The sequence below is a fragment of the Kribbella sp. NPDC056861 genome, from assembly GCF_040687575.1.
In the GTDB taxonomy this organism is placed as follows: Bacteria; Actinomycetota; Actinomycetes; order Propionibacteriales; family Kribbellaceae; genus Kribbella.
Window position 1 is genome coordinate 310,845 of sequence record NZ_JBFBNQ010000001.1, and the last position, 25,312, is coordinate 336,156.

Genomic DNA, 25,312 nt, shown 5'->3' on the forward strand with positions numbered 1-25,312 from the left:
CGGCAGTTCTGCCCGGCATTTGCTGTATCCGCAGCGTCCAGTCTCCTCAGTCACGCTCCTGAGCCTATTGGCTGGAGGTTATAAAACTCAGAAACCGATACGGCGTTTCGAAAACCAAACCAGTAACCAACGAAACCAGTGTTTTGTTGGTGCGTTCGGCGAGGCGGCTAGGACGGACTGGGGGCGCGGGGCAGGATCGGGAGATGCCCGCGGAAATGGATGCTTTAGTGGTTCTGGAGACGCTCAGAGAGGCCCCGGAGGCGGCGGAGGCGGCTGGGCCGGCGGGTGAGTGGCCGGGGGTTGAGGATCCGGGGGAGTTGCTGGCGCAGATCGCTGATTGGCTGACGCAGTACGCCAATGCGGGGACTCGGAAGACGTATGGGTACGCGCTGGGGTTGCCTACGGCGTGGGTCGATGACCTGGCTGGTGGGATGAGTGGCTATGCAGCCCCTGGCGGGCTGGACGTGGCTGTTTGGCGTGGGGCGACGGTGGCTGGCGCATCGGCTGGTGCGGCTGGCGCCGGGGTTGGGAGGCGGGGGGCTGGTGGGCCGCCGGCGGGGCGGTTGGGGGTGTTGCATCAGCTGGCTTGGTTCAGGTGGTGTGCGGGGCGGGGGATGGATCCGCGGGCAGCTACCGGGAGCGATGTGAAGGCGTGGCTGCATCAGCTGGATGCGGCGGGGGCGGAGAAGCGGACACGGCAGCGGATGCTCTCTACCCTGTCGGCGTTCTACGGGCACCTGACTGAGGCGGGCGTAGTACCGGCCAATCCGGCAGCGCTCAATCGCGCCCGACTGGGCCTTGGCAGCACCGCGAGGGACGCCTCTCCGACGATCCGGCTGACGGCGGGCCAGCTCAGGGCGCTCCTGGACGCGGCAGCTGAGTTGCCTAACCGCACCCGGCATAAGGAGCTCTACGCCCGCCGGGCGGTGGCGGTGGTCGGTCTGTTGACGCTAGGGCTCCGGGTGTCCGAGTTGGTCGGCCTGGATCGCGACAGCCTGGTGCTTTCTGGCGGTGAGCCCATGCTCAGGGTGCTCGGCAAGGGAGGTGTCCATCGCGAGGTCTATCTGACCAACCTCGCGGCAACAGCGCTGACTGATTACCTGCAAGTGCGCGACCGCACCAGCGAAGCTTCCACGCCGGCACTGCGTGGCAGGACGAGTGCCAGCCGCTCCCCGATGATTGCTACCCGCGAAGGCGGCCGCTGCTCCCGCTTCGACATCAACGCGCTGCTGCGGCGGATCGCAGTACAGGCTGGTCCCGCGCTGGCCGAGGTCGCCGATCGAGTCCACCCGCACGCGCTCCGGCACGCCTATGTGACGATCGCGCTGGAGCAGGATGCCCGCATTCAGCACGTCCAGGCCGACGTCGGGCACGCGACCATCGCCACCACCCAGTACTACGACCGCGGCCGCCGCACCCGCGTCACCACAGCCGCCGACCTTGTTGCCGCCGCGATCGAAGCGGCCCCAGGCAGTACCGCATCGGATCCACAAGCAGGCCGAGGCAGCGTCGCAGCGGATCGACAAGCCGCCCAAAGCCACGCAGGAGACCTCCCAGACTCCACTCAGACCGAGGATTAGCGCCGACACCACCCGCCGGACCGCTGAACGGACCCCCGCCGTCGGTACTGTCGCGACATGCGTAGGGGATTCTTCACAGCTGTCGCCGCAGGGTTTTCCGGACTAGTCCTGGCAGGCTTCGCGACCGCAGCTCCGGCCACAGCCGCCACCGCCGGTACCGCGGAGGCCGGCGACATCGTGACGTCGATGAAGATCGATTACAACGTCACCTCCAACGGTGTGCTGGAGGTGACGGAGACGATCGACTACACCTTCGGCGGCATCGGCCGGCACGGCATCTACCGCAACCTGATCACCCGTGAGGTCTGGGCCGACGACAAGTCGAAGGACCAGAAGTACGAGATCTCCAACATCAGGGTCAAGAGCGACGATGCCCCGGACAGCTTCACCAAGAGCACCGAGAAGAAGAACAGCCAGCGCGACGAGAGCATCCAGATCAAGATCGGCGACGCGGACAAGACAGTGGGCCGCAAGGCGACCTACGTCATCCGGTACGACGTACGCGGCGCGCTGCGGCACTTCGACGACCACAGCGAGCTCTACTGGGATGCCACCGGCAACGGCTGGGACGCAGTACTGCAAAACGTGACGGTCAACGTCCAGGTGCCCGGGACCGGCGTTCAGCAGGTCGAGTGCTTCGCAGGGCCGCCGGACCGGCCGTGTGACGGTAAGACGGTGACGGCCGGCAAGGGGACCTTCAACCAGTCCAACCTGGTTCGCGGCAAGCAGTTGACCATCGTCGCCGGCATCCAGGCCGGGGTGGTCAGCAACGACACCCCGATCGTGGTCGACCCGCCGAGCTTCCTGCAGCGCTCCGGACTCACCCTTCCCGGCGTGATCGGCTCCGGCCTCGTCAGCATCGGCGCGATCCTCGCCGCGGTCTTCTACAGCAGGAACGGCAACAAGGACCAGCGCTTCGCCGGCATGCCGCCGGGCACCTTCCCGCCGAACGGGATGAACGCGCAGCCGGTCAAGGACGATCTCAGCGAGAGCCAGATCCCGGTCGCGTTCTCGCCGCCGCGGATCCCGGTCGCCGAGGGCGGGCTGCTGATCGACGCGAAGGCGAACACCACCGAGACCGCGGCGACGCTAATCGACCTCGCGGTCCGCGGCGGCATCCGGATCGACAACACCGGCAGTGAGCAGAAGGCTGTGCTGCTGAACCCCGCGGTGGCGACGGTCCCGCACGAGCAGTACCTGATGCAGGGCTTGTTCCCGGGGCTGCAGTCCGGCTCCGAGATCGTGCTGGAACGACGCCCGACCGGCGACACCTCGATGCGGCAGGCGCACGACGCGATGATCGCGCAGCTCCGCGAGCAGATCCGGCAACGCGGCTGGTACGTCCGGATGCCGCGGGCCGGCGGCGGCTCGAGCTTCGCCAGCGGCGCGAAGATCGCCTGCATGGGCATGATCGGCATCTGGTTCTTCGGCGCCGGTCTGGCCGGGACAGTCATCGGCGCCGCGACCGGCGGTCTCGGTCGCGCGGTCAGCATCGTGATCCCGGTGGTCGCCGTGCTGGTTGCGATCGGCATCTGGTTCGGCATCCGAGGCCGAGGGCAACGAAACGCCGCGGGCCGGGCGGTCACGGACCAGTTGATCGGCTTCCGTACCTATCTCGCGACGGCTGAGGCGGATCAGCTGAAGTTCGAGGAGGGCGAGGACATCTTCAGCAAGTACTTGCCCTGGGCCATCGCCTTCGGCCTGGCCGATCGCTGGCAGCGGGTTTGCGCCCAGCTGGTCGCGGCCGGCCGCATCACCCCGGACCCGACCTGGTACTACGGTCCGTCGTACTACAGCTCGGGCTTTGCCGCAGGCAACATCAGCCAGACCGTGGCCAACACCTTCGACCCGCCGCCCGCTCCGGCCGGCAGCGGCGGAGGCGGCGGCAGCTCGTCGGGCTTCAGCGGCGGCTCCTCCGGCGGCGGCGGCGGTGGTGGAGGCGGCGGTTCCTGGTAGTCAAAGGCGTTCGGGCGGGGAATCAAGAAGATTCCCCGCCCGAACTCTTGAGATCAGGAAGCGCTGACCTGCCAGCTGGTCAGCGGGATCGGGTGAATCCCGGTCGCACCGTTGAACAGGTACTGCGCCGGGTTGGTCGCGTTGACGATCTGAAGCGCCGTACTGGAGTCGGCCTGGGTGTCGACCAGGTACAGATCGTCCCGGCCGTCCGCGTTGTAGTCGCCCGTGGCGAAGGCCCACCGGGTCAGCGAGGTCAACCCGGTCGGTGTGCCCGTGTGGATCAGGAACGTCTGCAGATTGGCCGCGTTCAGGACGTGGAACGCCGTCTTGCCGGCGCTCGTGTCCTGCGTGTTGATCGCGTACAGGTCGTCGCGCCCGTTGCCGTCGAAGTCACCGGTCTGGAACGACCACAGTGCCAGGTCCGTGCGATGCAGCCCGGTGCTCGACTGGTTCAGGTAGCTCGCGAAACCGTTGCCGTTGACAACGTGAAGCGACGTCGTGTTGGTGTTGGTGTCCTGGCTGTCGACGGCATACAGATCCGGCCGCCCGTCGCCGTTGAAGTCGCCGACGGCAAACGTCCACTGCGCCTTGCTCACCAGCGGCAGCGGAGTCGCGGCGTGCACCAGGAAGCTGCTGAAGTTCGTCGCGCCGTCGAGGATGTGCACCTCGGTGCGGCCGCTTCCGGTGCCGGCGCTGTTGATGAGCCACAGGTCAGGACGGCCGTCAGCGTTGTAGTCCGCGGTCTTGACGGAGCTGGCGCTCAGGTTGGTCGGGCCGACCGCCGTCGCCGCGTGAATTCCGAAGCTCGCAAAGTTGGAAGCACGAGTCAGTGAGTGGACCTCGGTCTGGCCGCTGCCGCTCCCGGTCGCGACCACCGTGTACAGGTCGCCACCAGCCGGCGGGTTGCCGCACACCGCAGTACCGGCCGGGACGGAGATGGCGTTGAAGGCTGCTTCGATCCCACGGCACTGGACCGAGCCGACGCCGTACAGTTCGCGAGCGCTGGTAATGGCGCCGTTGCGAGCGTCGGGGTAGGTGCTGCCGGAGGACAGCTTGGTGGTGAGGGTGCGGTACCAGACCTTGGCGGCGACATCGCGGCCGACGCCGGTGATCGTGGCGCCGTTGCACGCGGTACTGGAGTGCGTGACGCCACCGATGACCTTGCTGCCGGTGCCTTCCGAGGCGAGGTAGAACCAGTGGTTCAGCGGGCCGGAGGAGTAATGGGGGTCGAGTCCGCCGGTGCTGGTGCTCCAGCAGTCGACGCTCGCGCCGTCCTTGGAGGGCTTGTCCATGTAGCGCAGCGGTGTGCCGTTGCCGTTGATGTTGATCTTCTCGCCGATCAGGTAGTCACCCGGGTCGGACGCGTTGTTCGCGGAGAACTCGACCGCGGTGCCGAAGATGTCCGAGGTCGACTCGTTGAGCCCACCGGCGTCCCCGGAGTAGTTCAGGTTGGCGGTGGCCTGAGTGACACCGTGGCTCATCTCGTGACCGGCGACGTCGATGGAGGTCAGCGGACGTTGGTTGCCCGCGCCGTCGCCGTAGGTCATCTGGGTGCCGTCCCAGAACGCGTTCACGTAGCCGTTGCCGTAGTGCACGCGAGAACGAGCACCCTGGCCGTTGTTGAAGATGCCGTTCCGGCCGTGGACGTTCTTGTAGTAGTCCCAGGTCAGCTGAGCGCCGAAGTGCGCGTCGACCCCGGCGGTCTGCCGGTTGGAGGTGGCGCCGTTGCCCCACACGTCGTCCGGGTCGGTGAAGGTGGTGCCGTTGCCGGTGCCCCCGCCTGCGTCGGTCGTGTAGTTGCCACCGCGAGTCGGGTCACTCATCGAGTAGCTGCCCGAGGTGCCGATCGCGACAGTGCCGGAGTACTGCGAATTGCCGGTGCCGGTCTTGATCTCGTCGCTGGAGTCCAGCAGGGCGCCGGTCGTCGCGTCGATGTAGGTGTGCAGCACCGAGGGGGTCTGGTCAGCCTTCACTCCGGTGGTGACCACGTCGTAGGCGAGCACGGGCTTGGTCGGCGTGACGAACACGACGAGCTTGCCCTGGTTGGCGGTCACCTTGAACGGCGCCGACCGAGCGCCCTTGGCCAGCGCCGCGGCCTGGGTCAGAGCCGGTTTCGTCGAGGCGACGCCGACGCTGACCGCGCCGCGGTTGTAGCTGGTCCGGGTGATCGCGCTGCTGTCGCGCCGCACGATCAGGTCGCCGCCGACGACGGCCAGACCGTTGAAGGTGCGGTCGTAGCGGATGAACTCGGTACCGTCGGGGTCCTTGACGACGTCCCGGACGACGAGCCTCTCGCCACTGCCAAGCTTCTCGCCACTGCCGAGATCGACGGCCGCGGCGGGTGGCGCCGCCAGTCCCGCGGCGACGCAGACGGCCACCAGGCCTGCTGGAATCAGTCTTCTCACGACGACACACACTCCTCACGATGGGCGGATCGAGGAGTGACACCGTGACTTCAGAACGTCACGAACGCAAGGCCGGAAGCGGATCTGCCGGGAACTGCCCAGCAAGCACGCGGAGCTGCCTCTACAAGGTCAGGACATTGCTGCCTGAGGCAAGCGTTTGACCGGTCGGGCCGCCGCACGAGGAGGCGGCGGCCCGGAGCACGGGCGGAGATGCGTTCAGCAGAAGGGATCCATTGCAAAGGTGGAGCGGCTGGTCAGACCGTGCCGCCGGCGGCGGTCGGCGCGGTCGGGTCGGCGCCCGTGTCGCCGACGACCTCGCGGGCGAGGAAGTCCTCCAGGTGGAACAGGTTGTCACCGGCGCGCTTCGCGACGTTGACCAGGGTGGTCATCGCGGAGACCTCCTCGACCTGCTCCTTGAGGAACCACTGCATGAACTGCTCGCCGACGTAGTCGCCGTCGTCGCGCGCGGTCCGGGCCAGCGTCTCGATCTGCTTGGTGACGGTGATCTCCTGCTGCAGCGCGAGCTCCAGCGGCTCGAGCGCGGACTTGAACTCGTTGACCACCTCGCCGACGCCGGGGATGTGCGGCCGGATGTCCATGTCCAGCAGGTACTGCACCATCATCATCGCGTGGTTGCGCTCTTCCAGGGACTGCTTGTAGAAGTGCGCCGCGAGCTGGGGCAGGTCCTGGTCGTCGTACCAGACCGCCACCGCGGTGTACTGGGTGGACGCCGTGAATTCGTTCCTGATCTGCTCTTGAAGAAGTTTCGCGTACGTGCTCATGGCCGCCAGCGTAGTGCGCCGGGAGGTATTTCTCACCGTTGGCGAGGCTGCCCTAACCGTGTGTCAGGAGGTCCCGCGAACGTGCGACCGGATCGCGGGAAGGTTGCCCAGCGGCGCGAAGTAGCCGGCGATCCCGTGGTCGAAGGTGATCGCCGCAATCCCTTGCTGCAACCAGATCGGGGCCTGCGCGACCGCGTCGTCCGGGGTCAGCGCGAGCACCGGCACCTCGGCGTCGGCGGGGCTCAACCCGTTCTCGATCGCGAACCCCCGGGCGCGTTGGGCGGAGGTGAACGCCATCAGGAACGGCTGGTCCTGGTGCACCCCGACGAACGGCTGCGGGTTGTCCAGCTCGCCGCGCTGGACGAACCACCAACGCTCCAGGTTGAACGTTGCCGCCCACAACTTCTCTTGGTTCGCCGTGCTCGGGTCGGTCGCCACTGCCGCCGACAGCTCATCGGTGATCACCGGCTCGATCGTTTCCGTCATACCCCCACCGTACGAGATCAACGGTTCCCGAGGTGGACGATCTCGGTGTCGTCACCGGGCAGTGTGAGAGTGATCTCGTGGCCGTCGACCGCGACCTGGATGCCCTCGGCAAGTGCCTCGGGGCGGATCGCGTCACGGCCCAGCAACACCGCGTGCACGAGCACCATCGGTTCGCCGGTGTGCGCGACGGTCAGGTACGGCGTGGCCGAGTGCGGCCCGAAGGCGTTCGCGCCCAGATCGCGGTGTACCGCGGCATCGGCGTACCCGTGCAGGTTGATCACCGCTGACATCAGCCCGTCGGAGTTCCGCGCGGAGGCCCAGGCCGCTCCTTCGCCGACAGTTGCCGTCGGCAAAGAATTCCCGGCAACCGCATACCCGCCGCTCCGAACCAGCGCGCCGGCCGGCCCTTCGACCAGCGAGCAGCGGATCTCCCAGCCGCCGTGCACCACGGAGGCCGTCTCGATCGGCCACGGCCCGTCGGTGCCGACCCATGCCTTGTGCCACGACGCCGCCGACCGTACGCCGACTCCGAGTCGCCGGATCCGGCCGCGATAGCTCGACTTGCCGTGCTGGTCGACCAACGAGGTGAGGTTGTCCACCCGCTGCAGCGAGGCGGCGTCCGAGATCTCGGGCCCAGCGTGGTTGGCGAACGCCAGCCGATCGTAGTGCGGATCAGCAGCCGGCTCGATACCCTCGGGCTCCTCCGGCGGCTCGTGATCCGACCCGTGGTTGACGAGTCGCACCACCTGGTCGTGACGGCTCGAGTGGACGATCCAGCCGGGCGCGGCCATCACCCTGACCTGGTCAGCCTGGTCCAGCGGAATCTCTTCCTCCGGGTCAGACCAGACCGGGTGCTCCAGCGGCAGCAGCAGGCCGATGAAGCCCTTCGACGCCCAGTACGGCGAGCCTGGCCCGGAGTACGACTGCGTGGTCGGCAGGAAGGTGTCGTACCAACCCAGAGTCAGCAACCCCCGCTCATCCGGTACGCCGTGCTGCACGAAGTGCCGCGCGATGCCGGAGCACAACCGCCGGGTCGCGCCGGGGCTGATCGGGCTCGCGTCGAGGAGCTGCCCCATCCAGTACGGCGTCGCCGCCGCCATCCGATAGGTGAGCGACCGCCCCTGGTAGATCGGCGCGCCGTCGTTGCCGACCAGGTGGATCGCGTCTTCCAGGAACAGGCTCAGCCGCTCCTTGTAGAGCTTCAGCCGATCGTCGTACTGCGCACCCGGCGTCGCCGCCGCCATCCGGGCCCAGATGCCCGGGTAGAGATGCATGGCCCAGCCGATGTAGTTGTCGAACTTCTGCCCGTCGCCATCGGAGTACCAGCCGTCGCCGACGTACCAGTCCTCGATCCGGTCCAGCCCGCCGTCGATGTCGTCCTGCGAGTACGGCGCTCCGACCGACGCGAGGAACTGCTCGCTGACCACCTGGAAGAGTCGCCAGTTGTTGTCGTGCGTGGTCGAGCCGATGAAGCCGCCCAGCCACTCGACCACGTGCTCCTGGGCGCGGGTGTCCAGCTTCTCCCAGATCCACTCGCGCGACTCGTGCAGCGCGACGGCGATCGCGGCCGCCTCGACCATCTGCTGCGAGCGCGGGGTGAGGCGCAGCCACGCTTCGGGGTGGTCCGGATTCGCGCCGTTGGCGACGCCGCGCGCGTACCGCTCGATCAGCTTCTCGCAGCCCTCGCCGCGGACGCCGGCGATCCGGAACGCGGCGAGCATGAACGAGCGGGCGAAACCCTCCAGCTCGTCGGACGCAGTACCGGATCGGCTCGGGCGGCCGGGCAGGATGATCCGGGCGTTGCCGGGGGAGAAGTAGGGGACCAGCGAGTCGAGCAGGTGGTCGGCGAGCGCCTCCCAGTGCCCACGGACCCAGCCGGTCTGGCGGGACAGCACGCGGTCGGTGTCAGGCAACACGAGGCGAGTCATGCGATTCTCCCGAGCTCGGCGGAGCTGATGGCGTGGTGAAGAGGGGCGCCGGCGGCGAAGCGCTCGAGCTCGCTGATCGCGAGTTCGCCCAGCCGGGCCACCTCGTTCCCGACGGCACCTGCCAGGTGTGGGGTCAGGAAGACGTTGGGCAGATCTAGCAGCGGCGAATCCGGCGGCAGCGGCTCCGGATCGGTGACGTCGAGGACGGCATCGATCCGGCCCGAGACGCACTCCTGCTCCAGCGCCGCAGCGTCGACGATCCGCCCACGAGCAGTGTTGATCAGGACCGAACCGTCATGCAGGAGTCCCAGCAACCGGGCATCGACCAGGCCGACAGTCTCCGGCAGCAGCGGCGCGTGCACGCTCAGGATGTCGCTGCGGCTGAACAGCTCCTCCAGCTCGACCAGCTCGGCGCCCAGGTCAGCAGCGTCGGCCGCACTCAGATACGGATCACTGACCAGTACTTCGAGGTCGAACGCGCGCAGCCTCTCGGCCACCATTCGGCCGATCCGGGAGGCGCCCAGCAAACCGACGACACTGCCGTAGTTGCCCGGCACCGCCCCCGGATCCGGCCGCTGCTTGCTCAGCCGGTACTCCGCTCCGAGACGGAACGCGCGCTTGCCGCTGAGCACGATCGTGGCCACGGTGAACTCGGCCACCGGCAGCGCGTTGGCGACCACCGCGGAGGTGACCTGGATGCCGCGGTCGAAGGCGGCCGGGTCGATGAACCCCTTCACCGAGCCGGCGGCGTGGATGATCGCCCTCAGCTTCGGCGCCGCGTCGAGCACGTCGGGCGTGATCGCCGGGCAACCCCAGCCGGTCAGCAGCACGTCGACGTCGCCGAGCGCGGCCCGGATCGCCGGATCGTTGAGGAACGGGTTCCCGGCGGCGGCGCGACGGTAGACCCCCGGACCGGTCACCAGCACGTCGGCGACCAGCTCGAGGCGGTCGCGAACGGCCGGAACCAGGACGCGGGCACGGCTGGACTCGTTCATCGCCAGCATGACCGTCGGCCGCTTGACGGCGGGCGACGACGGGGCGGAGGTGGACGGCTCGAATTCGGTGCGCACAGGAGCACGCTAGCAAGCGCTTTCCAACTTTGCTCGTTCTGGTCGCGTCGTGACCGGTTCCGGACGTCGGCGGACAGCTGTACAGAAAGATCTCACTGGGCGGAATTCCGGCCCGGCGCGCTGACGTTATTGAGGGAGAAGGCAGGATAGAGGGGCCGACCCGCCCTGAAGGCCACTGAGAAGGAGACGAAGATGCTGCGACCGGACGACCTCTACGAGATCGTCGACGAGTCGGTGGCGACCGGCCCGGCGGCTGCGCCGAAGGTGCTGGTTCATTCGCTCGACGGGTTCATGGACGCCGGCCAGGCCGGCCGGGTGACCGCTGACCACCTGCTCGAGGTGCTGGACAACAGGCTGCTGGCGCGGTTCGACGTCGACCTTCTGCACGACTACCGGGCGCGTCGCCCCGAGGTGACGTTCGCCGAGGACCGCTTCATCGACTACAACCCGCCGCAGCTGTCGCTGCACCTGCTAAAGGACGACGCGGGCGTCGAGTTCCTGCTGCTGGAGGGCGTCGAGCCCGACAACCACTGGAACCGCTTCGCCGGAGCCGTCCGCCAGCTGATCGAGCTCTACAACGTGACACTGACCGTGGGCGTGCACGGCATCCCGATGGGTGTCCCGCACACCCGTCCGCTCGGCCTGACGGCGCACGCGACCCGTCCCGAGCTGGTGACCCGCTCGAACATCTGGGACGGCGAGATGCGCCTCCCGGCGAGTGCCGCGACGATGCTGCAGGTGCGCTTGGGCGAGGCTGGCAAGGACGCGATGGGCTTCGCCGTCCACGTGCCGCACTACCTCGCCGAGAACCGTTTCCCGGGCGCAGCGCTGGCCCTGGTCCACGCTGTCTCCGCCGCGACCGGCCTGCTGCTCCCCAGCAAGGCTCTGCTCGACGAGGCAGCCCTCACCGGCAAGCTGGTCGACGAACAGGTCGAGGCTTCCGAGGACGCTGCCTCCGTGGTCAACGCCCTCGAAACGCAGTACGACGCCGCTGCTGGTTCCGTGAGCCGCGGCAGCCTGCTGGCCGGCTCGACCCCGTCAGCCGAAGAGCTGGGTGCCGAGGTGGAGCAGTTCCTCGCCGAGCTGAACCGCGAAGAAGACAACTAAGCACGCACTGAAGCGGCCGACACCTCAGCAGGTGTCGGCCGCTTCTTCGTTGGTCAGACCGAGACCGACGAGCGCTGCGCAGTACTGCGGGTGAGCGCGTTGTCGACGCTGAAGCGTCCCGCGCCGACGGCCGCTACGGCCAGGGAGAACAGGCCGAGGACGACGACGAGCTCCCAGCCGCCGTTCGCGACGAAGACGCCGTTCGACAGGTGCACGAAGAGGAACGCGCCGGCCATGTCGACGGCCAGCAGGACACCGGCCACGGTGGTGAGCACACCGAGGATCAGAGCGGTGCCGCCGATCAGCTCGACGGCGGCCGCGTAGTACGCGGAGAGGGTGGGGGCGGGGACGCCCATCTGCTCGAAGCCGGCGGCGGTCTTGTCGAGGCCGTTGGTGCTGAACTTCTGCCAGCCATGGGCGATGAAGACGACGCCGAGGCCGACCCGGGCGATCAGCAGAACGAGGTCACGGGACGCGTTGATGGGCCGGGTCAGCGTGCGGAGGGCGCTCACAGGTACTCCTGTCAGTCGTGCGTTTGATGGTTGAACGCTCATCAACATACCTGCAGTCACCGAAAGCTCACCGAAAACGACCGAGTGAGGGCAACCACACCCGTACTCCGAACCGCCTGCGCGACCGGCGGCGGAGAAGCTGACAGGATGAGGCATGCCCGAGTCCCTGGAGGATCTGGTCGAGCTGCTCGACCTGGAGAAGATCGACGCCGACCTGTTCCGTGGGCGCCAGCCGCAGACGACCGCCCAGCGGGTGTTCGGCGGACAGGTGCTCGGTCAGGCGCTGGCGGCGGCCAGCCGCACGGTCGACGCGGATCGGGTGGTGCACTCGCTGCACGGCTACTTCCTGCGTCCCGGCGACACCTCGGTGCCGATCGAGTACCACCCCGAGCTGATCCGGGACGGCCGCTCGTTCAGCAGCCGGAGGGTGGTCGCGTCGCAGCGCGGCAAGACGATCTTCTACATGTCCGCGTCCTTCCAGGTGCCCGAGCCGGGGCTGGACCACTCCGATCCGATGCCCGGCGACCTGGTCCCGCCGGACGAGGCGCCGACGCTCGCGTCGGTCTTCGAGGCGGCCAGCGGCCGCAAGGCCGAGGACTGGAACAAGGAGTGGGCGGCGCTCGACGTCCGGCTGGCCGGGCTGACCGGCCGCCAGTTCTGGATCAGGGCCGCGGGCAAGCTGTCCGACGACCTGGCCTTGCACGCCTGCGTTCTGGCCTATGCGAGCGACCTGACGTTGCTCGGGGCAAGCTTGCTGCCGCACGGCATCATCATCGGTGACAAGCGGATCCAGCCGGCCTCGATCGACCACGCGCTGTGGTTCCACCGGCCGTTCCGCGCGGACGAGTGGTTGCTCTACGACCAGGCGTCGCCGTCGGCCTCGGGCGCGCGTGGGTTCGCCACCGGGCGACTGTTCAGCGAGGACGGCCGGCTGGTCGCGTCGGTCGCGCAGGAAGGGCTGATCCGGCCGGTCGGGCTGGATCTGGACGAGGAATGACGTTGACGGATCTGCTACCGTTTTTCCCATGAGCCAGCACGCAGCGATGACGACGACGCCGAGGAACGTCCCGGCGCGCTGACAGCTGTCTGTCAATCTTCGAAGCCCCGGGGCGAGTGCCCCGGGGCTTCGCCATGTGGACACTCGCCTCACTGATGTTTGAGGAGTTCACCATGTACGACCACCGCAAGCTCGGCCGCGAACTCGGTCTGTTCGACTCCGACCCGCTGATCGGCGCGGGTCTGCCGTACTGGCTGCCGGCCGGCGCCGCGATCCGGCAGGCCTTGGAGCGCTACATCGCCGACGTCGAGCGAAGAGCCGGCTACCAGCAGGTCTACTCGCCGGTGATCGGCAAGCGCGAGCTGTACGAGATCTCCGGCCACTGGTCGAAGTACAGCGACGACATGTTTCCACCGATGGAGGTCGGTGGCGAGGAGGTGGTCCTGCGGCCGAGCCTGTGCCCGCATCACGCGCTGATGTACCGGTCACGGTCGCACAGCTATCGCGAGCTGCCGCTGCGGATGTCGGAGCTCGGCGGGCAGTACCGGTCCGAGCTGTCCGGCGTACTAGGTGGGCTGACCAGGGTGCGCGCGATGCAGCTGAACGACGGTCACATCTTCTGTCAGTTGGAGCAGGTTGCCGACGAGGCGTTGGCCGCGCTCGAGCTGATCAAGCAAGCGCACCGCGATATGGGGATCAGCGCTTCGGGGTACGTCCTCTCGCTGCCTGCTGTCGATGCGCGTTTTGGCGATCCCTCCAGTAAGTACGTCGGGGATGCGGAGAGCTGGGCGCTCGCCGCCGACCTGCTGCGGGAAGTGCTGGTCAAGGCCGGGCTGCCGTTCGAGGAGGCGCCAGGCGAGGCTGCGTTCTACGGGCCGAAGATCGATATCCAGATCGAGGACTCGGCCGGCCGGGAGTCGACCCTGTCGACCATCCAGGTCGATTTCCACCAGCCGGCGGCCTTCGGGCTGGAGTACATGGGTGCTGACGGCAACAAGCATCGGCCGGTGATGATCCACCGCGCGATCGTCGGCAGTATCGAGCGGGCGGTCGCGCAGCTGATCGAGGTGCACGGCGGCGCTTTCCCGGCCTGGCTTGCGCCGGTGCAGCTCGTCGTGCTGCCGATCTCGGAGGCCGAGGAGAAGCTGGCGTCGGAGGTCGCGCGACGTGCGGTCGACCGTGGGCTCCGGGTGGAGATCGCGCACGCGGACGAGGGGAGCCTGGGGGCGCGCGTCCACGAGAACCGGCTGGCGCCGTACCAGGCGGTGATCGGTGCCCGCGAGGCAGCGGCCGGCGCGCTCGCGCTGCGACTGCGCGACGGGAAGAAGTTGCCTTCAGCACCGATCGGGCAGTCGCTGGACGAGATCGCGCTGGCCTGTGACCCGATCCGCTCAGCGCGGTTGGAGCTGGCCGATCAGGTGGGTGACTGACTGGTCGTGGTTGTAGAGAGCGAAGTCGACGGCATTGCCGGTCCGCCGGTGGGCGAAGGTGGCTTGTGACGGCAACAGCAGCGGCTTCCGGAAGTCGACGCGGACCGTGTACGCGTCGGGCAGCCCGCCGGCGCGCTGGATGGAGGCCAGTGCGGCCGCCTTCGACCACATGCCGTGGGCGATCTGCCGGGGGAAGCCGAAGGCCTGCGCGGCGAGTTTGAACAGGTGGATCGGGTTGCGGTCGCCCGAGGCAGCGGCGTACCGGCGGCCGAGGTTGCTCCGGAGATCCCAGACGGCGGTCGGCTCGATCTCCGGCTCGGGGAGCAGGTCGGCGTGTGCCGTCGGGGTGCCGGCCGAGCGGCTCAGCAAGGTGGTCGAGTCGGTCCAGACGACCTCGTCGTCCACCGTGACCGAGCTGAGGATGTCGAAGACGGTGCCCTTCGGGTGCGGGCGTTCGGGGCTGCTGTGCACCTTGATCGCCAGCTCGGCGTGCATCGGAAGCGGCTTGTGCTGGGTGATCGTGTTCGACAGGTGCACGATCCCCATCGGCTTGTACGGGAACGACGGATCCGACATCAGATCCAGGTGCAGCGGGAAGGCGAGCACGTGCGGGTAGGTGACCGGCAGTGCGGGTCCTGCGCTGAAACCCGTCACCTCCCGGTACGTCGTGAGGTGGTCCTGGTCGACCGCCGTGCGCGGCAACTCCAGGGTCAACCCATCGATGTCCGGCTCGTACTCCGCTTTGCGCAGCGTCGCCTTGACCGTCCGGGCGTAGAGCGAGCCGAGGCCCGGCGAATCGTCGTACCGGCGGGTCGCCACGTCAGGCGCCGAGCATGCTCTGGCCGCAGACGCGGACCACGTTGCCGGTGACGCCCGCCGAGGCGGGGTCGGCGAACCAGGCGATCGTCTCGGCGACGTCGATCGGCAGGCCGCCCTGTTGCAGCGAGTTGATCCGGCGGCCGACCTCGCGGATCGCGAACGGCACCTTCGCGGTCATCTCGGTCTCGATGAACCCGGGGGCGACGGCGTTGATCCTGATGTTGCGGTCGGCCAGCCGCGGCGCGTACGCCTGGACGAGGCCGATCACGCCGGCCTTGGAGGTCGCGTAGTTGGTCTGGCCGTTGTTGCCGGCGATCCCGGCGATCGAGGCGACGCCGATCACCGAGGCGCCCTCGTTCAGCCCGCCGGACTCCAGCAGATGCGCGGTGATCCGCTCGGGCGCCCGCAGGTTGACGTCGAGGACGGCGTCCCAGGCGTCGGTGCGCATGTTGGCGAGGCGCTTGTCCCGGGTGATGCCGGCGTTGTGGACGACGATGTCGAGCCCGCCGAGCTCCGCGCCGGCCGCCGCGATCCGCTGCGCCGCGTCGATCGCGGTCACGTCGAGCAGCAGTTCGGTGCCGCCGATCTCGGTGATCACCTTGCGGAGGTCGTTGGCGTTCTGCGGTACGTCGACGCCGAGCACGGTCGCGCCGTCGCGGGCCAGGGTCTGCGCGATCGCCGCGCCGATCCCACGCGCCGCCCCGGTGACGAGGGCGACCTTGCCGGCCAGGGGAGCAGCCGGGTCGTTGCCGACGTGGGGGCCGGTGCCGATTCGGGCGACCTGGCCGTCGACGTACGCCGACTTGGTGGAGAGGAAGAACCGCAGGGTCGAGTCGAGCTGGTCGTGCGCGTCAGGCGCGACGTACACGAGGTTGACCGTGGCGCCGCGCTTGACCTCCTTGCCGAGCGACCTGGTGAAGCCCTCTAGGGCACGCTGCGCGATCTGCTGCTCGGGCGTCGCGGCCAGCTCCGGAGTACGGCCGACGACGATCACGCGGCCGGCCGCGCCGAGCTGGCGGATGACGGGGGAGAAGAAGCGCTGCAGTGAGCTGAGGTCGGCCGTCGAGGTCGCGCCGGTGGCGTCGAAGACGAGGGCCTTGGGGCGCAGCGTGCTCGACGCGACGCCTTCGGACGCAGTACTGAAGGAGGCGCCGATGTCGCGCAGCAGGGCCTGGATCGCCTTGCCCGCGTCGGTCTCGGTGATCGCGCCGAAGACGACCTGGCCGTCGATCACGGCGTCGCCCTCGGTCCAGCGAGGCAGCGGGGTCGGGTCGGGCAGGCCGAGGTTCTTGACCAGCGTGCGGCCCAGCGGCGTACGGGTGAAGGTCTGGTAGCGATCCGTCATCTTCGGTTGCTCCTACTTCTCGAGGATGGCGACGACGCCTTGGCCACCGGCGGCGCAGATCGAGATCAGGCCGCGGCCGCCGCCGTTCTCGTCGAGCTGCTGGGCCAGCGCGGCGACGATCCGGCCGCCGGTCGCGGCGAACGGGTGACCCGCGGCCAGCGAGCTGCCGTTGACGTTCAGTTTGGCGCGGTCGATCTCGCCCAGCGGCGCGTCCAGGCCGAGGCGTTCCTTGCAGAAGATCGGGTCCTCCCACGCCTTCAGCGTGGACAGCACCTGGGAGGCGAACGCCTCGTGGATCTCGTAGTAGTCGAAGTCCTGCAGGGTGAGGCCGGCCCGGGCGAGCATCCGCGGTACGGCGTACGCGGGTGCCATCAGGAGTCCCTCGGCGCCCTTCACGTAGTCGACCGCGGCGGTCTGCGAGTGGGTCAGGTAGGCCAGCGGCCGGAGCCCGTGCTCGGCGGCCCACTCGTCGGTGGCCAGCAGCACCACGGAGGCGCCGTCGGTCAGGGGAGTGGAGTTGCCGGCGGTCATCGTCGCCGTCTCGCCCTTGCCGAAGGCCGGCTTGAGCTTCGCCAGCTTCTCGACGGTGGTGTCGGGGCGCAGGTTCTGGTCCTTCTCGAGACCCAGGTACGGCGTGATCAGGCTGTCCTGGAAGCCACGGTCGTACGCCTTGGCGAGGTTCACGTGCGAGTTGTACGCGAGCTCGTCCTGCGCCTCGCGGGTGATGCCCCACTCGAGCGCGGTCAGGGCGGCGTGCTCGCCCATCGACTTGCGGGTGCGCGGCTCGGCGTTGCGCGGGATCTCGGGGACGATGTCCTTCGGCCGGACCCGGCTGAGCACCTTGAGGCGGTCCTGCAGCGACTTGGCCCGGTTGAGGTCGAGCAGCACGTTGCGGAGCGCGTTGTTGACCGCGATCGGCGCGTCGGAGGCGGTGTCGACGCCACCCGCGATCCCGGCGTCGATCTGGCCGAGGGCGATCTTGTTGGCGACCAGGATCGCCGCCTCCAGGCCGGTGCCGCAGGCCTGCTGGATGTCGAAGGCCGGGGTGGTCGGCGCGAGCTTCGAGCCGAGCACGACCTCGCGGACCATGTTCCAGTCGCGGGCGTGCTTCAGTACTGCGCCGGCCACGACCTCGCCGACCTCCTGGCCGCCGAGGCCGGTGCGGTCGACCAGACCGTTGAGGGCAGCAGTGAGCATGTCGGAGTTCGAGGCGTGCCGGTAGTTCTTGTCCTGCCGGGCAAACGGGATGCGGTTGCCGGCGACGACGGCCACCTTGCGGATCTCGGTCACTGGTTCTCTCCTGCGGTGCTTGAGGGTGAGCGCCGGGCGGTGGCCTTGCTGTGGATCAGTGCCTTCTTGCCTACAGCGGTGGCGAGTGTCGCCGTGATGGCTGTCTCTCTCACCGTGGCGATATCGGCGTGGTGGACGACCGGGTGGCCCGGTACTGCGTCCTTGCCCGTTGCTGCTTTGCCGGTTGCCGGGCTCTGGCGGGACACGATCAGGCCCATCCGGGCCATGTGCATCGCGCCCAGGGTCTGGGTGTAGAGGTGGTTGGCGAGGTAGTCGGTGTCGACCTCGTCGAAGACGCCGGTGCGCTGACCGGCCTTGAGGATCGTGGAGATCCGGTCGAGCGCGGCCGCCATCGCGTTGCCGAGCTTGATCATCACCGGCTCGGTGATCTCGCCGAACAGCTCCTCGCCGGTTCGGCGCAGCAGGCTCATCGCGCAGTCGGCGAAGGCGGGGTACTCCAGGCAGAAGTCGACGAAGACCTCGCTGAGCGCCTTGAGCCGGTTCATCGGCGCCTTGCGGGGCGCGTCGACGGCCTGCAGCCGCCCGTCCAGCTCGGTCAGGTAGTCGACCAGGGTGAGCGCGAACAGCTCTTCCTTGCCGGCGAAGTGCCGGTAGATCAGCGCCTTGTTGATGCCGACCCGCTTGGCGATGTCGTCGATCTGGGCGTCGATGGTGCCGCGCTCGTCGAACAGCTCCCGGGTACTGCGGATGATGTCCCGCTCGCGGTCGCGACGACGCTCCGCCGTGGTCCGGCGGCGTCCGATCGCGAGCAGCGCGGAGCTCATGGATTGATCTTAGTCATATCGGTACCCCTGGGTGCAAACGATAGTTACACTCGTGGGTAACATCACTTCCGTACCACCACCCCTGCAGTCTTGTTCCGGAGGAATCGATGACCACCTCTCTCCCCACCGAGCCGCCCGCCCTCTCGGCCGACGTGATGGGCCTGGCCGGCGAACTGGCCGCCGAGCGCTCGAAGCCGGAGTGGCAGACCTTCAACCTGAACCTGAACGAGGAGCAGCAGGAGATCCGGGACTGGGCGCACACCTTCGCGGCCGACGTGATCCGCCCGGCCGCCGCGGAGTGGGACGAGCGCGAAGAGACCCCGTGGCCGGTGATCCAGGAGGCCGCGAAGATCGGCCTGTACGGGATGGACGCCAGCATCAACCTGTTCATCGACCCGTCCGGCCTGCTGATGCCGCTGGTCCAGGAAGAACTCTTCTGGGGCGACGCCGGCATCGGCATGTCCCTGGTCGGCACCGGCCTCGCCAGCTCCGCCGTCTTCTCCAACGGCACCCCTGAGCAGTGGTCCCAGTGGCTGCCGCGCTGCTACGGCACCCCCGACGACGTGAAGGTCGCGGCGTTCTGCTCCTCCGAACCAGGCGCCGGCTCGGATGTCTCGGCGATCCGCACCAAGGCGACGTACGACGAGAAGACCGACGAGTGGATCATCAACGGCCAGAAGGCCTGGGCCACCAACGGCGGCATCGCCGACATCCACGTGGTCGTCGCGACGGTTGACCCGTCGCTCGGTAGCCGCGGCCAGGCGGCGTTCGTAGTACCGAAGTCTGAGGTGAAGGGCCTCGAGCAAGGCACCAAGCTGAAGAAGCACGGGCTGCGTGCCTCCCACACCGCCGACGTCTTCTTCGACAATGTCCGCATCCCCGCCGCCAACGTCCTCGGCGGCAAGGAGAAACTCGATGCCCGCCTCGCGAAGAACCGCGAAAAGGCCGGCTCCGGCGCCCGCGGCAACGCGTCGATGGCAACCTTCGAGATCACCCGCCACATCGTTGGGTCGCAGGCAATCGGCATCGCGCGCGCGGCGTACGAGTTTGCGTTGGAGTACGCGAAGGGCCGCGAGCAGTTCGGCCGCCCGATCATCGACAACCAGGGCATCGCTTTCAAGCTCGCTGACATGGCAATGGAAATCGACGCGGCCCGGCTGCTCGTCTGGCGCGCCGGCTTCATGTCTGCCGCGCTGATGCGCGGCCAACAGCCCGACTACCGCCACGGCGAAGGCTCGATGGCGAAGCTGAAGGCCAGCGAGGTCGCTGTGAAGGTGACCGAGGAGGCCATCCAGATCCTGGGCGGCAACGGCTACACGCGGGAGTACCCGGTGGAGCGCATGCACCGCGACTCGAAGATCTACACCATCTTCGAGGGCACCTCGGAGATTCAGCGCCTCGTCATCTCTCGCGCGATCTCGGGGATGCGTATCCGCTGACGTCTCCGCAGGTCACCGTCGCCGCGCTGGTCGGCTGTTGTGAGCGACTTGGGCGGAGAAGCAGGTAGCCGATCAAGGCGGTTGTGAACGCGGCGAGGGCGGCGGTGACGAAGCCGGCGGCAGGGGTGAAGAGGTCGATGGCAGCGCCGGCGGCGGGGGAGCCGAGGGCGAATCCGGCGCTGAGGGCGGAGGACTGGAGGCCGGTGGCTTCGCCGCGGGCGTGGGGTGGGGCGAGTTGGCTGACGGCGTCGGCGATGGTGGAGAGGGTGGGCGCGGTGAGGAGCCCGGCGATTGTTCCGGCCAGGCAGAGCCAGGGCCAGGTGTCGGCGAGGGCGGCCGGCAAGGTGGCGAGGCCGAGGAGGCTGAGCAGGAGCCAGGTGGGAAACGGGCGGACCAGACTCCCGTAGACGAGGCCGCCGATCACCGAGGAGATGCCGTAGACCGCTACGACGATTGCTGCCCACGACACCTGACCCGATGCCCGGAGAGTGGCGACGATGGCGAGGTCGATGGCGCTGAGCAGGACCGTGGTGCCGAAGGCCATCACCAGTACTGCGGTCAGCCGGGTTGTCAGCCACTCTCGTCGCGGACGTCTGGTCGCATCGGCTGACTGCTCGTTGTCGCTGACGGGCGGGTTCAGCAGTGCGATACCCAGGCCACCGGCAACGACCAGGGCACCGATGCCCCAGGCAACGATCTCGGGGGACAGGTTCGTGGCGGCGACGATGACGACGGGTGGGCCCACGAGGTAGGACAGTTCGCCCTGGATCGATTCCAGGGCGAAGGCCGGCCGGCGCTGTTCGCCGGACGTCATCACCGCGATGGCCTGGCGGGTGACGGCCTGCACCGGCACCATGCCGAGCCCGGCGACCAGTGCGGCGGCCAGCAGGGCCGGAAAGCTCAGGTGCGGCACACACAACCAGAACGCCAACTGGACGGCGGACGTGGTCAGCAGCACGAACCGGAGTCCGCGGACGTCGATCAACCGGCCGAGCAGCGGACCACCGGCCGTCACCCCGACGGTGATCGCTGCCGCGACCAGCCCTGCGGCCGCGTAGCTCTTGCCGAGGGCAAGGACGACGTACATGGTCAGTGCCATCACGTCAGCGGTGATGGCACACCGCGCCAGCAGCGAGATCGCCAGTAGTGGAGTCATCCCGCGGAGGCCGAGCACTTCCCGGTACGTCGTCACATCAGCCACGCTAGGCGGGTTCGACGGTCATAGGTAGACTGCAATTTGGTTGGCATCGACATAAGCTCTCCTTATGACCACCGACCTTCCTCCGGCACTTTTGCGCTCCTATGTCACAGCCGTCCGGCTGGGCAGTATCGGTCGTGCTGCTGGTGCGCTCGGCAAGACGCAGCCTGCTCTGAGCCAGCAGTTGCGCAAGCTCGAGGGCATTGTCGGGCGGGAACTGTTGCACCGGTCGCCGTCCGGCGTACTGCCGACCCCGGCCGGGCAGGAGCTGCTGCCGTATGCCCAGCGCATCCTGTCGTTGTCGGCTCAGGCGCTCAGTGAGACCGGCCGCGCGTTGACAGGTCGCTGCGGCGTAGGGCTCCTGGAGGACCTGGTCGAATCGGATCTCGCGCTGGCGCTGGCCGATCTGGCCCGGATCCATCCCGAGGCCAGGCTGGAGGTGTTCTGCCTGCCGACCGCGGCGATGCGCGAGGCGTACGAGACCGGTCGGGTCCAGCTCGTCCTCGACGCAGTAGCTGATCTGCCGGCCGAGCCGCGGTGGACCATTCAGCGACCGTTGGCCTGGGCCGTCTGGGACGAGGTCGACGTCGACGCTGACCCGCTCCCCGTCGTGCTGTTCTCCGACCCCTGCCCCTGGCGCACGGCCGTGGTGGATGCCTTGGCGCAGGCCGGTCGCAGTACGCGGATCACGTTCGAGAGCAACAGCCTGGCCGGTGTGCTCGCTGCAGTCCGCGCCGGGCTCGGTGTCACGGCCGTGATGCCCGCCAATCTGGAGCCCGCGATGCTGCACTACGACGTCGGCGCGCTCCCGCCACTGCCCGAGATCGAGCTTGGTCTGGCTCGCCATCCACGCACTGACGGCGATCAGCTGATCAACGCGGTCGAGACGGTTCTTCAGCGCTCGATCTAGGGGCGGTGTCCGAAGCCAGGGGTCCTCTCGTCCACGAGGTTGAGCGCTAGCTCAGCTGCTGTCGGTCGTGCGGTCGGCAGGGTTGGAGCAGACCTACGCGGTCCGGGCCGCAAGATCGGATACCTCAGCAGACGTCGAGGCCACTTTGCGCATCGGCCCTCGCGCGGACGGTTTGGTGGTCCGGGCTGGTCGTGCTTGCTGGCGGCGCGGTGTGGGGCCAGGTCCAGGCGCTGCGCAGGATGAGGGCGAGAAGGGCGAGTTCCAGTGCGATGCCGAGGCCGTAGAAGAACAGCCAGGACTCGCCGACGGCATTGAAGGCTGTGACGGGGATGTAGAGCGAGGCGACGATGAGGTTCGTGGTGCGGTTCGCCCGGGCGGGGAGGGTTGTGGACAGCACGATCATGAGGATCGGGATGGACACGAGGGTCAGTGCGGTGGTGGAGAAGGTCTGGGAGAGGGTGAACTCGAAGACCTTGCCGTCGAGCAGGTCTTCGATGACGCCGGGGGTGAAGAAGTTGAGGATGTCCACGTAGGCGTAGAGGAACATGAAGCTGGTCCACGCGGCGGCGAGTTTGGTTCGCGCCGGGATCGGGTGGTCTTCCAGGGGTGGGCGTGTGCTCATCTTGGGCTCCGGGTGTGGTGAGGGTCGGTAGGTCCACGATCGCGGAGCGTTGCGGTGGGGCGCATCGGTCCGGAGGCCGGAGATGGCCTGGCCGATGGCATGGTGTCTGGCTCGTACTTTCGGTGGGTACGCGACATTCCGGACTCGGCGATGAGCTGGTACAAACAGGCCAAGTAGTCCAGTGCGTGGGGGTGGGGGACGTGAGTGGACAGTTTCCGGGGCGGCCGATGGTCACGGATGGTGGGTTGGAGACCGACCTGATTTTTCATCACGGGCAGGAGTTGCCGTACTTCGCGGCTTTCCCGTTGCTGGAGAGCGAGCAGGGGCGGTCACTGCTGACCCAGTACTACGACGGGTACGCCGCAGTCGCTGAGCGGAGCGGAGCCGCGCTGATGCTGGAGTCCGCGACCTGGCGGGCCAGTAGCGATTGGGGGCAGCTTCTCGGGTACTCCGACGAGGCGTTGGCGCGGACCAACCGGGATGCCATCGCGATGCTCGACGGGCTCAGGGACAGGTACCGACAGACGGTGACGGATGTGGTGGTCGGCGGTGCCGTCGGGCCTCGCGGGGATGGGTACAACCCGGACCGGCAACTCGATGCGGAGGAGGCCGCCGAGTACCACGCGGCGCAGATCGAGGCATTTGCGCAGGCTGGGGCAGACATCGTCACGGCGTACACGCTGACCGGTACCGGTGAGGCGATCGGGATCGTCCGCGCGGCCCGGGCGGCTGGATTGCCGGTCGCGATCTCGTTCACCGTCGAGACGGATGGCCGGCTGCCGTCAGGTGAGTCGTTGCAGAGCGCGATCGCGACTGTCGACAAGGCGGGCGGTCCGGACTACTTCCTGGTCAACTGTGCGCATCCGACCCACATCGAACCGGCGCTGGGAGCTCAAGGTGCTGACCGCATCGCGGGCCTGCGGTGCAACGCCTCCACCAAGAGCCATGCGGAACTCGACGAGGCCACCGAACTCGACGAGGGCGACCTTCAACTGCTCACCAGAACCCACGAGCAACTGAAGCCGCTGCTGCCCAACCTGTCCATCGTCGGCGGCTGCTGCGGCACCGACGCCAGGCACGTAGCCGCCTTGTGGGGCCTCTGATCAAAAGCCCGAGCCGCTACAGCCGGTCGCGGAGTTCGCGTTTGAGGACCTTGCCGTAGTTGTTGGTGGGTAGGGCCTCGATGAAGTGATACTCTTTCGGGCGTTTGAAGCGGGCGATGCGGTCGGTGCAGGTGCGGTCGAGGGCCTCGACCGGTGGCGCGGTGCCGTTGGTGGGGACGATGAAGGCGACGACCGCTTCGCCCCATTCGGGGTCGGGGCGGCCGACGACGGCTACCGCTGCCACGTCGGGGTGGTGGAGGAGGGCCTCTTCGACCTCTCGGGGGTAGATGTTCATGCCGCCGCTGATGATCAGGTCTTTGGATCTGTCGCGGAGGGTCAGGTAGCCGTCGGTGTCGAAGCTGCCCAGGTCGCCGGTGTGGAGCCAGCCGTCTCTTAGGGTGTCAGCGGTTTCAGTGGGCTGGTTCCAGTAGCCGGACATCACTACGCCGCCACGGACCAGGACCTCGCCGACCTCGCCGGGCGGTACGTCGTTGCCTTCAGCATCTACAGTGCGTACTTCGACGTCGGTGCGGGGGAAGCCGACGCTTTGCATGCGGTCGCGCCAGTGGGGGTGGTCGCGTTGGGCGTGGTCGGTCTTGGACAGGGCGGTGATTGTCATGGGGGTTTCGCCTTGGCCGTAGATCTGGGTCAGGCGGGGGCCGAAGGTCTTCAGGGCGTGTTCCAGGTCGGTCAAGTACATCGGGGCGCCGCCGTAGATGATGGTTTTCAGTGCTGTGAGGTCTGCGCCGGCGAGCGCTGGGTCGGCGGCGAGGCGCTTCACCATGATCGGGGCGGCGAAGAAGGACATTCCGGGCCAGCGGTGCAGCAGGGTCAGGAGTTCGGCGCCGTCCAGAGCATTCGGCAGGACGCTCACGGCTCCGCGGGCTACGTGGGGGAGCCCGTAGAGGCCGGAGCCATGGGAGAGCGGGGCTGCGTGCAGGACACTGTCGGTCGCTGCTACTTGGTCGATGTCGGCGAAGTAGCTGAGGGAGGCCATCAGCAGGTTGTTGTGGGTGAGCGTCGCGCCTTTGGGGCGGCCGGTGGTGCCGCTGGTGTAGAAGAGCCAGGCCGGGTCGTTCGGCGCTCGACTGGTGAGGCGCATCGCGTCGGCTGCGGCGAGTTGCTCCCACTGCGGGCCGGGGGCTTGCACGGAGGCAACAGTTTCCATGAGCGCTGAGGTGTGCTCCGGGTCGGTGATCACGACCTTCGTGCCACTGTGGTCGAGGACGTAGGCGATCTCGTCGCGATGCAGCCGCGCATTCACCGGTACTGCGACCAGCCCGGCGTGCCAGACGGCGTACTGCGCCTCGAGGTACTCCGGCCGGTTGCGCATCACGATCGCCACGCGATCACCGGCGGACAGGTCGAAGGCTGACCGCAGGCCGGCCGCGATCGCCGCGACGCGGGCCGCGAACTCGCCCCAGGTCGCGTACAGCTCGGTGCCCTCGGCAATCGCCGGTTCGTCGCGCAGCCGGAGAGCGTTGCGCTCGACCCATGACGCGAGATTCATCAGTTCCACCTCCTGGTCGACGACCTACCATGGCGAGA

21 protein-coding genes are annotated in these 25,312 nt (G+C 68.1%); 8 read left to right on the forward strand and 13 right to left on the reverse strand.

Annotated features, from left to right (window positions below; all coding sequences use genetic code 11):
* Positions 1 to 203 precede the first annotated feature (203 nt).
* Both AB0P21_RS01355 and AB0P21_RS01360 read left to right on the forward strand, forming a co-directional pair.
* The gene (locus AB0P21_RS01355; RefSeq protein ID WP_363692860.1) at positions 204 to 1,580 is read left to right on the forward strand and encodes a tyrosine-type recombinase/integrase; all 1,377 of its coding nucleotides are present in this window, start codon (positions 204 to 206) and stop codon (positions 1,578 to 1,580) included.
* Between the two features lie 57 nt (positions 1,581 to 1,637).
* The gene (locus AB0P21_RS01360; protein ID WP_363692862.1) at positions 1,638 to 3,536 is read left to right on the forward strand and encodes a DUF2207 domain-containing protein; all 1,899 of its coding nucleotides are present in this window, start codon (positions 1,638 to 1,640) and stop codon (positions 3,534 to 3,536) included.
* A gap of 53 nt (positions 3,537 to 3,589) precedes the next feature.
* Here the strand turns inward: AB0P21_RS01360 and AB0P21_RS01365 are convergent, their stop codons facing one another.
* From AB0P21_RS01365 to AB0P21_RS01385, 5 genes are all read right to left on the reverse strand, one after another.
* Positions 3,590 to 5,941, reverse strand: a complete 2,352-nt coding sequence (locus AB0P21_RS01365; RefSeq protein ID WP_363692864.1) for a M4 family metallopeptidase — start codon at positions 5,939 to 5,941, stop codon at positions 3,590 to 3,592.
* Between the two features lie 254 nt (positions 5,942 to 6,195).
* Positions 6,196 to 6,723: a ferritin gene (locus AB0P21_RS01370; RefSeq protein WP_363692866.1), complete on the reverse strand. Its 528-nt coding sequence runs from the start codon at positions 6,721 to 6,723 to the stop codon at positions 6,196 to 6,198.
* Positions 6,724 to 6,786: 63 nt separating this feature from the next.
* A complete protein-coding gene (locus tag AB0P21_RS01375) occupies positions 6,787 to 7,209 on the reverse strand; it encodes a hypothetical protein (RefSeq protein WP_363692869.1) in 423 nt (140 codons plus the stop codon).
* Positions 7,210 to 7,226: 17 nt separating this feature from the next.
* A complete protein-coding gene (locus AB0P21_RS01380; protein WP_363692871.1) occupies positions 7,227 to 9,137 on the reverse strand; it encodes a DUF2264 domain-containing protein in 1,911 nt (636 codons plus the stop codon).
* Positions 9,134 to 10,207, reverse strand: a complete 1,074-nt coding sequence (locus AB0P21_RS01385) for a hydroxyacid dehydrogenase (protein WP_363692873.1) — start codon at positions 10,205 to 10,207, stop codon at positions 9,134 to 9,136. Before AB0P21_RS01385 ends, AB0P21_RS01380 begins: the two co-directional genes overlap by 4 nt.
* A 192-nt stretch (positions 10,208 to 10,399) precedes the next feature.
* Here AB0P21_RS01385 and AB0P21_RS01390 point away from each other — a divergent pair, with 192 nt between their 5' ends.
* Complete coding sequence (locus AB0P21_RS01390) at positions 10,400 to 11,314, forward strand: PAC2 family protein (RefSeq protein WP_363692875.1); 915 nt, start codon at positions 10,400 to 10,402, stop codon at positions 11,312 to 11,314.
* Positions 11,315 to 11,367: 53 nt separating this feature from the next.
* On the opposite strand, the gene AB0P21_RS01395 is transcribed toward AB0P21_RS01390, so the two are convergent.
* Positions 11,368 to 11,826, reverse strand: coding sequence for a DoxX family protein (locus tag AB0P21_RS01395; protein WP_363692877.1), 459 nt, complete (start codon positions 11,824 to 11,826; stop codon positions 11,368 to 11,370).
* A 154-nt stretch (positions 11,827 to 11,980) separates the two neighbouring features.
* Between AB0P21_RS01395 and AB0P21_RS01400 the strand changes: the two genes are divergently transcribed.
* Complete coding sequence (locus tag AB0P21_RS01400; protein WP_363692879.1) at positions 11,981 to 12,823, forward strand: acyl-CoA thioesterase II; 843 nt, start codon at positions 11,981 to 11,983, stop codon at positions 12,821 to 12,823.
* A gap of 155 nt (positions 12,824 to 12,978) precedes the next feature.
* Positions 12,979 to 14,253: a threonine--tRNA ligase gene (thrS, locus tag AB0P21_RS01405; protein WP_363692881.1), complete on the forward strand. Its 1,275-nt coding sequence runs from the start codon at positions 12,979 to 12,981 to the stop codon at positions 14,251 to 14,253.
* Here thrS and AB0P21_RS01410 read toward each other — a convergent pair.
* The 4 genes from AB0P21_RS01410 to AB0P21_RS01425 are packed head-to-tail and all read right to left on the reverse strand — an operon-like array spanning position 14,215 to position 18,492.
* Positions 14,215 to 15,072 carry a MaoC/PaaZ C-terminal domain-containing protein gene (locus tag AB0P21_RS01410; RefSeq protein WP_363692883.1) on the reverse strand — a complete coding sequence of 286 codons (858 nt, stop codon included), beginning with the start codon at positions 15,070 to 15,072 and terminating at the stop codon, positions 14,215 to 14,217. The two genes, thrS and AB0P21_RS01410, sit on opposite strands and share 39 nt — an antisense overlap.
* Position 15,073: 1 nt before the next feature.
* Positions 15,074 to 16,417, reverse strand: a complete 1,344-nt coding sequence (locus tag AB0P21_RS01415) for a 3-oxoacyl-ACP reductase (RefSeq protein WP_363692885.1) — start codon at positions 16,415 to 16,417, stop codon at positions 15,074 to 15,076.
* 12 nt (positions 16,418 to 16,429) lie between these two features.
* Positions 16,430 to 17,707, reverse strand: a complete 1,278-nt coding sequence (locus AB0P21_RS01420; RefSeq protein WP_363692887.1) for an acetyl-CoA C-acetyltransferase — start codon at positions 17,705 to 17,707, stop codon at positions 16,430 to 16,432.
* Entirely contained in the window at positions 17,704 to 18,492 is a 789-nt protein-coding gene (locus AB0P21_RS01425) for a TetR/AcrR family transcriptional regulator (protein WP_363692889.1), read from the reverse strand. The genes AB0P21_RS01420 and AB0P21_RS01425 overlap by 4 nt, the downstream gene beginning before the upstream one ends.
* A 107-nt stretch (positions 18,493 to 18,599) precedes the next feature.
* On the opposite strand from AB0P21_RS01425, the gene AB0P21_RS01430 reads away from it, so the two are divergent.
* A complete protein-coding gene (locus AB0P21_RS01430; protein WP_363692891.1) occupies positions 18,600 to 19,931 on the forward strand; it encodes an acyl-CoA dehydrogenase family protein in 1,332 nt (443 codons plus the stop codon).
* On the opposite strand, the gene AB0P21_RS01435 is transcribed toward AB0P21_RS01430, so the two are convergent.
* The gene (locus AB0P21_RS01435) at positions 19,894 to 21,123 is read right to left on the reverse strand and encodes an MFS transporter (RefSeq protein WP_363692893.1); all 1,230 of its coding nucleotides are present in this window, start codon (positions 21,121 to 21,123) and stop codon (positions 19,894 to 19,896) included. The two genes, AB0P21_RS01430 and AB0P21_RS01435, sit on opposite strands and share 38 nt — an antisense overlap.
* A gap of 73 nt (positions 21,124 to 21,196) precedes the next feature.
* Here AB0P21_RS01435 and AB0P21_RS01440 point away from each other — a divergent pair, with 73 nt between their 5' ends.
* Complete coding sequence (locus tag AB0P21_RS01440) at positions 21,197 to 22,039, forward strand: LysR family transcriptional regulator (protein WP_363692895.1); 843 nt, start codon at positions 21,197 to 21,199, stop codon at positions 22,037 to 22,039.
* 124 nt (positions 22,040 to 22,163) lie between these two features.
* Here the strand turns inward: AB0P21_RS01440 and AB0P21_RS01445 are convergent, their stop codons facing one another.
* Positions 22,164 to 22,661: a DUF6326 family protein gene (locus tag AB0P21_RS01445; protein ID WP_363692897.1), complete on the reverse strand. Its 498-nt coding sequence runs from the start codon at positions 22,659 to 22,661 to the stop codon at positions 22,164 to 22,166.
* A gap of 200 nt (positions 22,662 to 22,861) precedes the next feature.
* Between AB0P21_RS01445 and AB0P21_RS01450 the strand changes: the two genes are divergently transcribed.
* Complete coding sequence (locus AB0P21_RS01450) at positions 22,862 to 23,764, forward strand: homocysteine S-methyltransferase family protein (protein ID WP_363692899.1); 903 nt, start codon at positions 22,862 to 22,864, stop codon at positions 23,762 to 23,764.
* A gap of 16 nt (positions 23,765 to 23,780) precedes the next feature.
* Here AB0P21_RS01450 and AB0P21_RS01455 read toward each other — a convergent pair whose 3' ends face one another.
* Positions 23,781 to 25,274 carry an AMP-binding protein gene (locus tag AB0P21_RS01455; protein WP_363692901.1) on the reverse strand — a complete coding sequence of 498 codons (1,494 nt, stop codon included), beginning with the start codon at positions 25,272 to 25,274 and terminating at the stop codon, positions 23,781 to 23,783.
* Positions 25,275 to 25,312 lie beyond the last annotated feature (38 nt).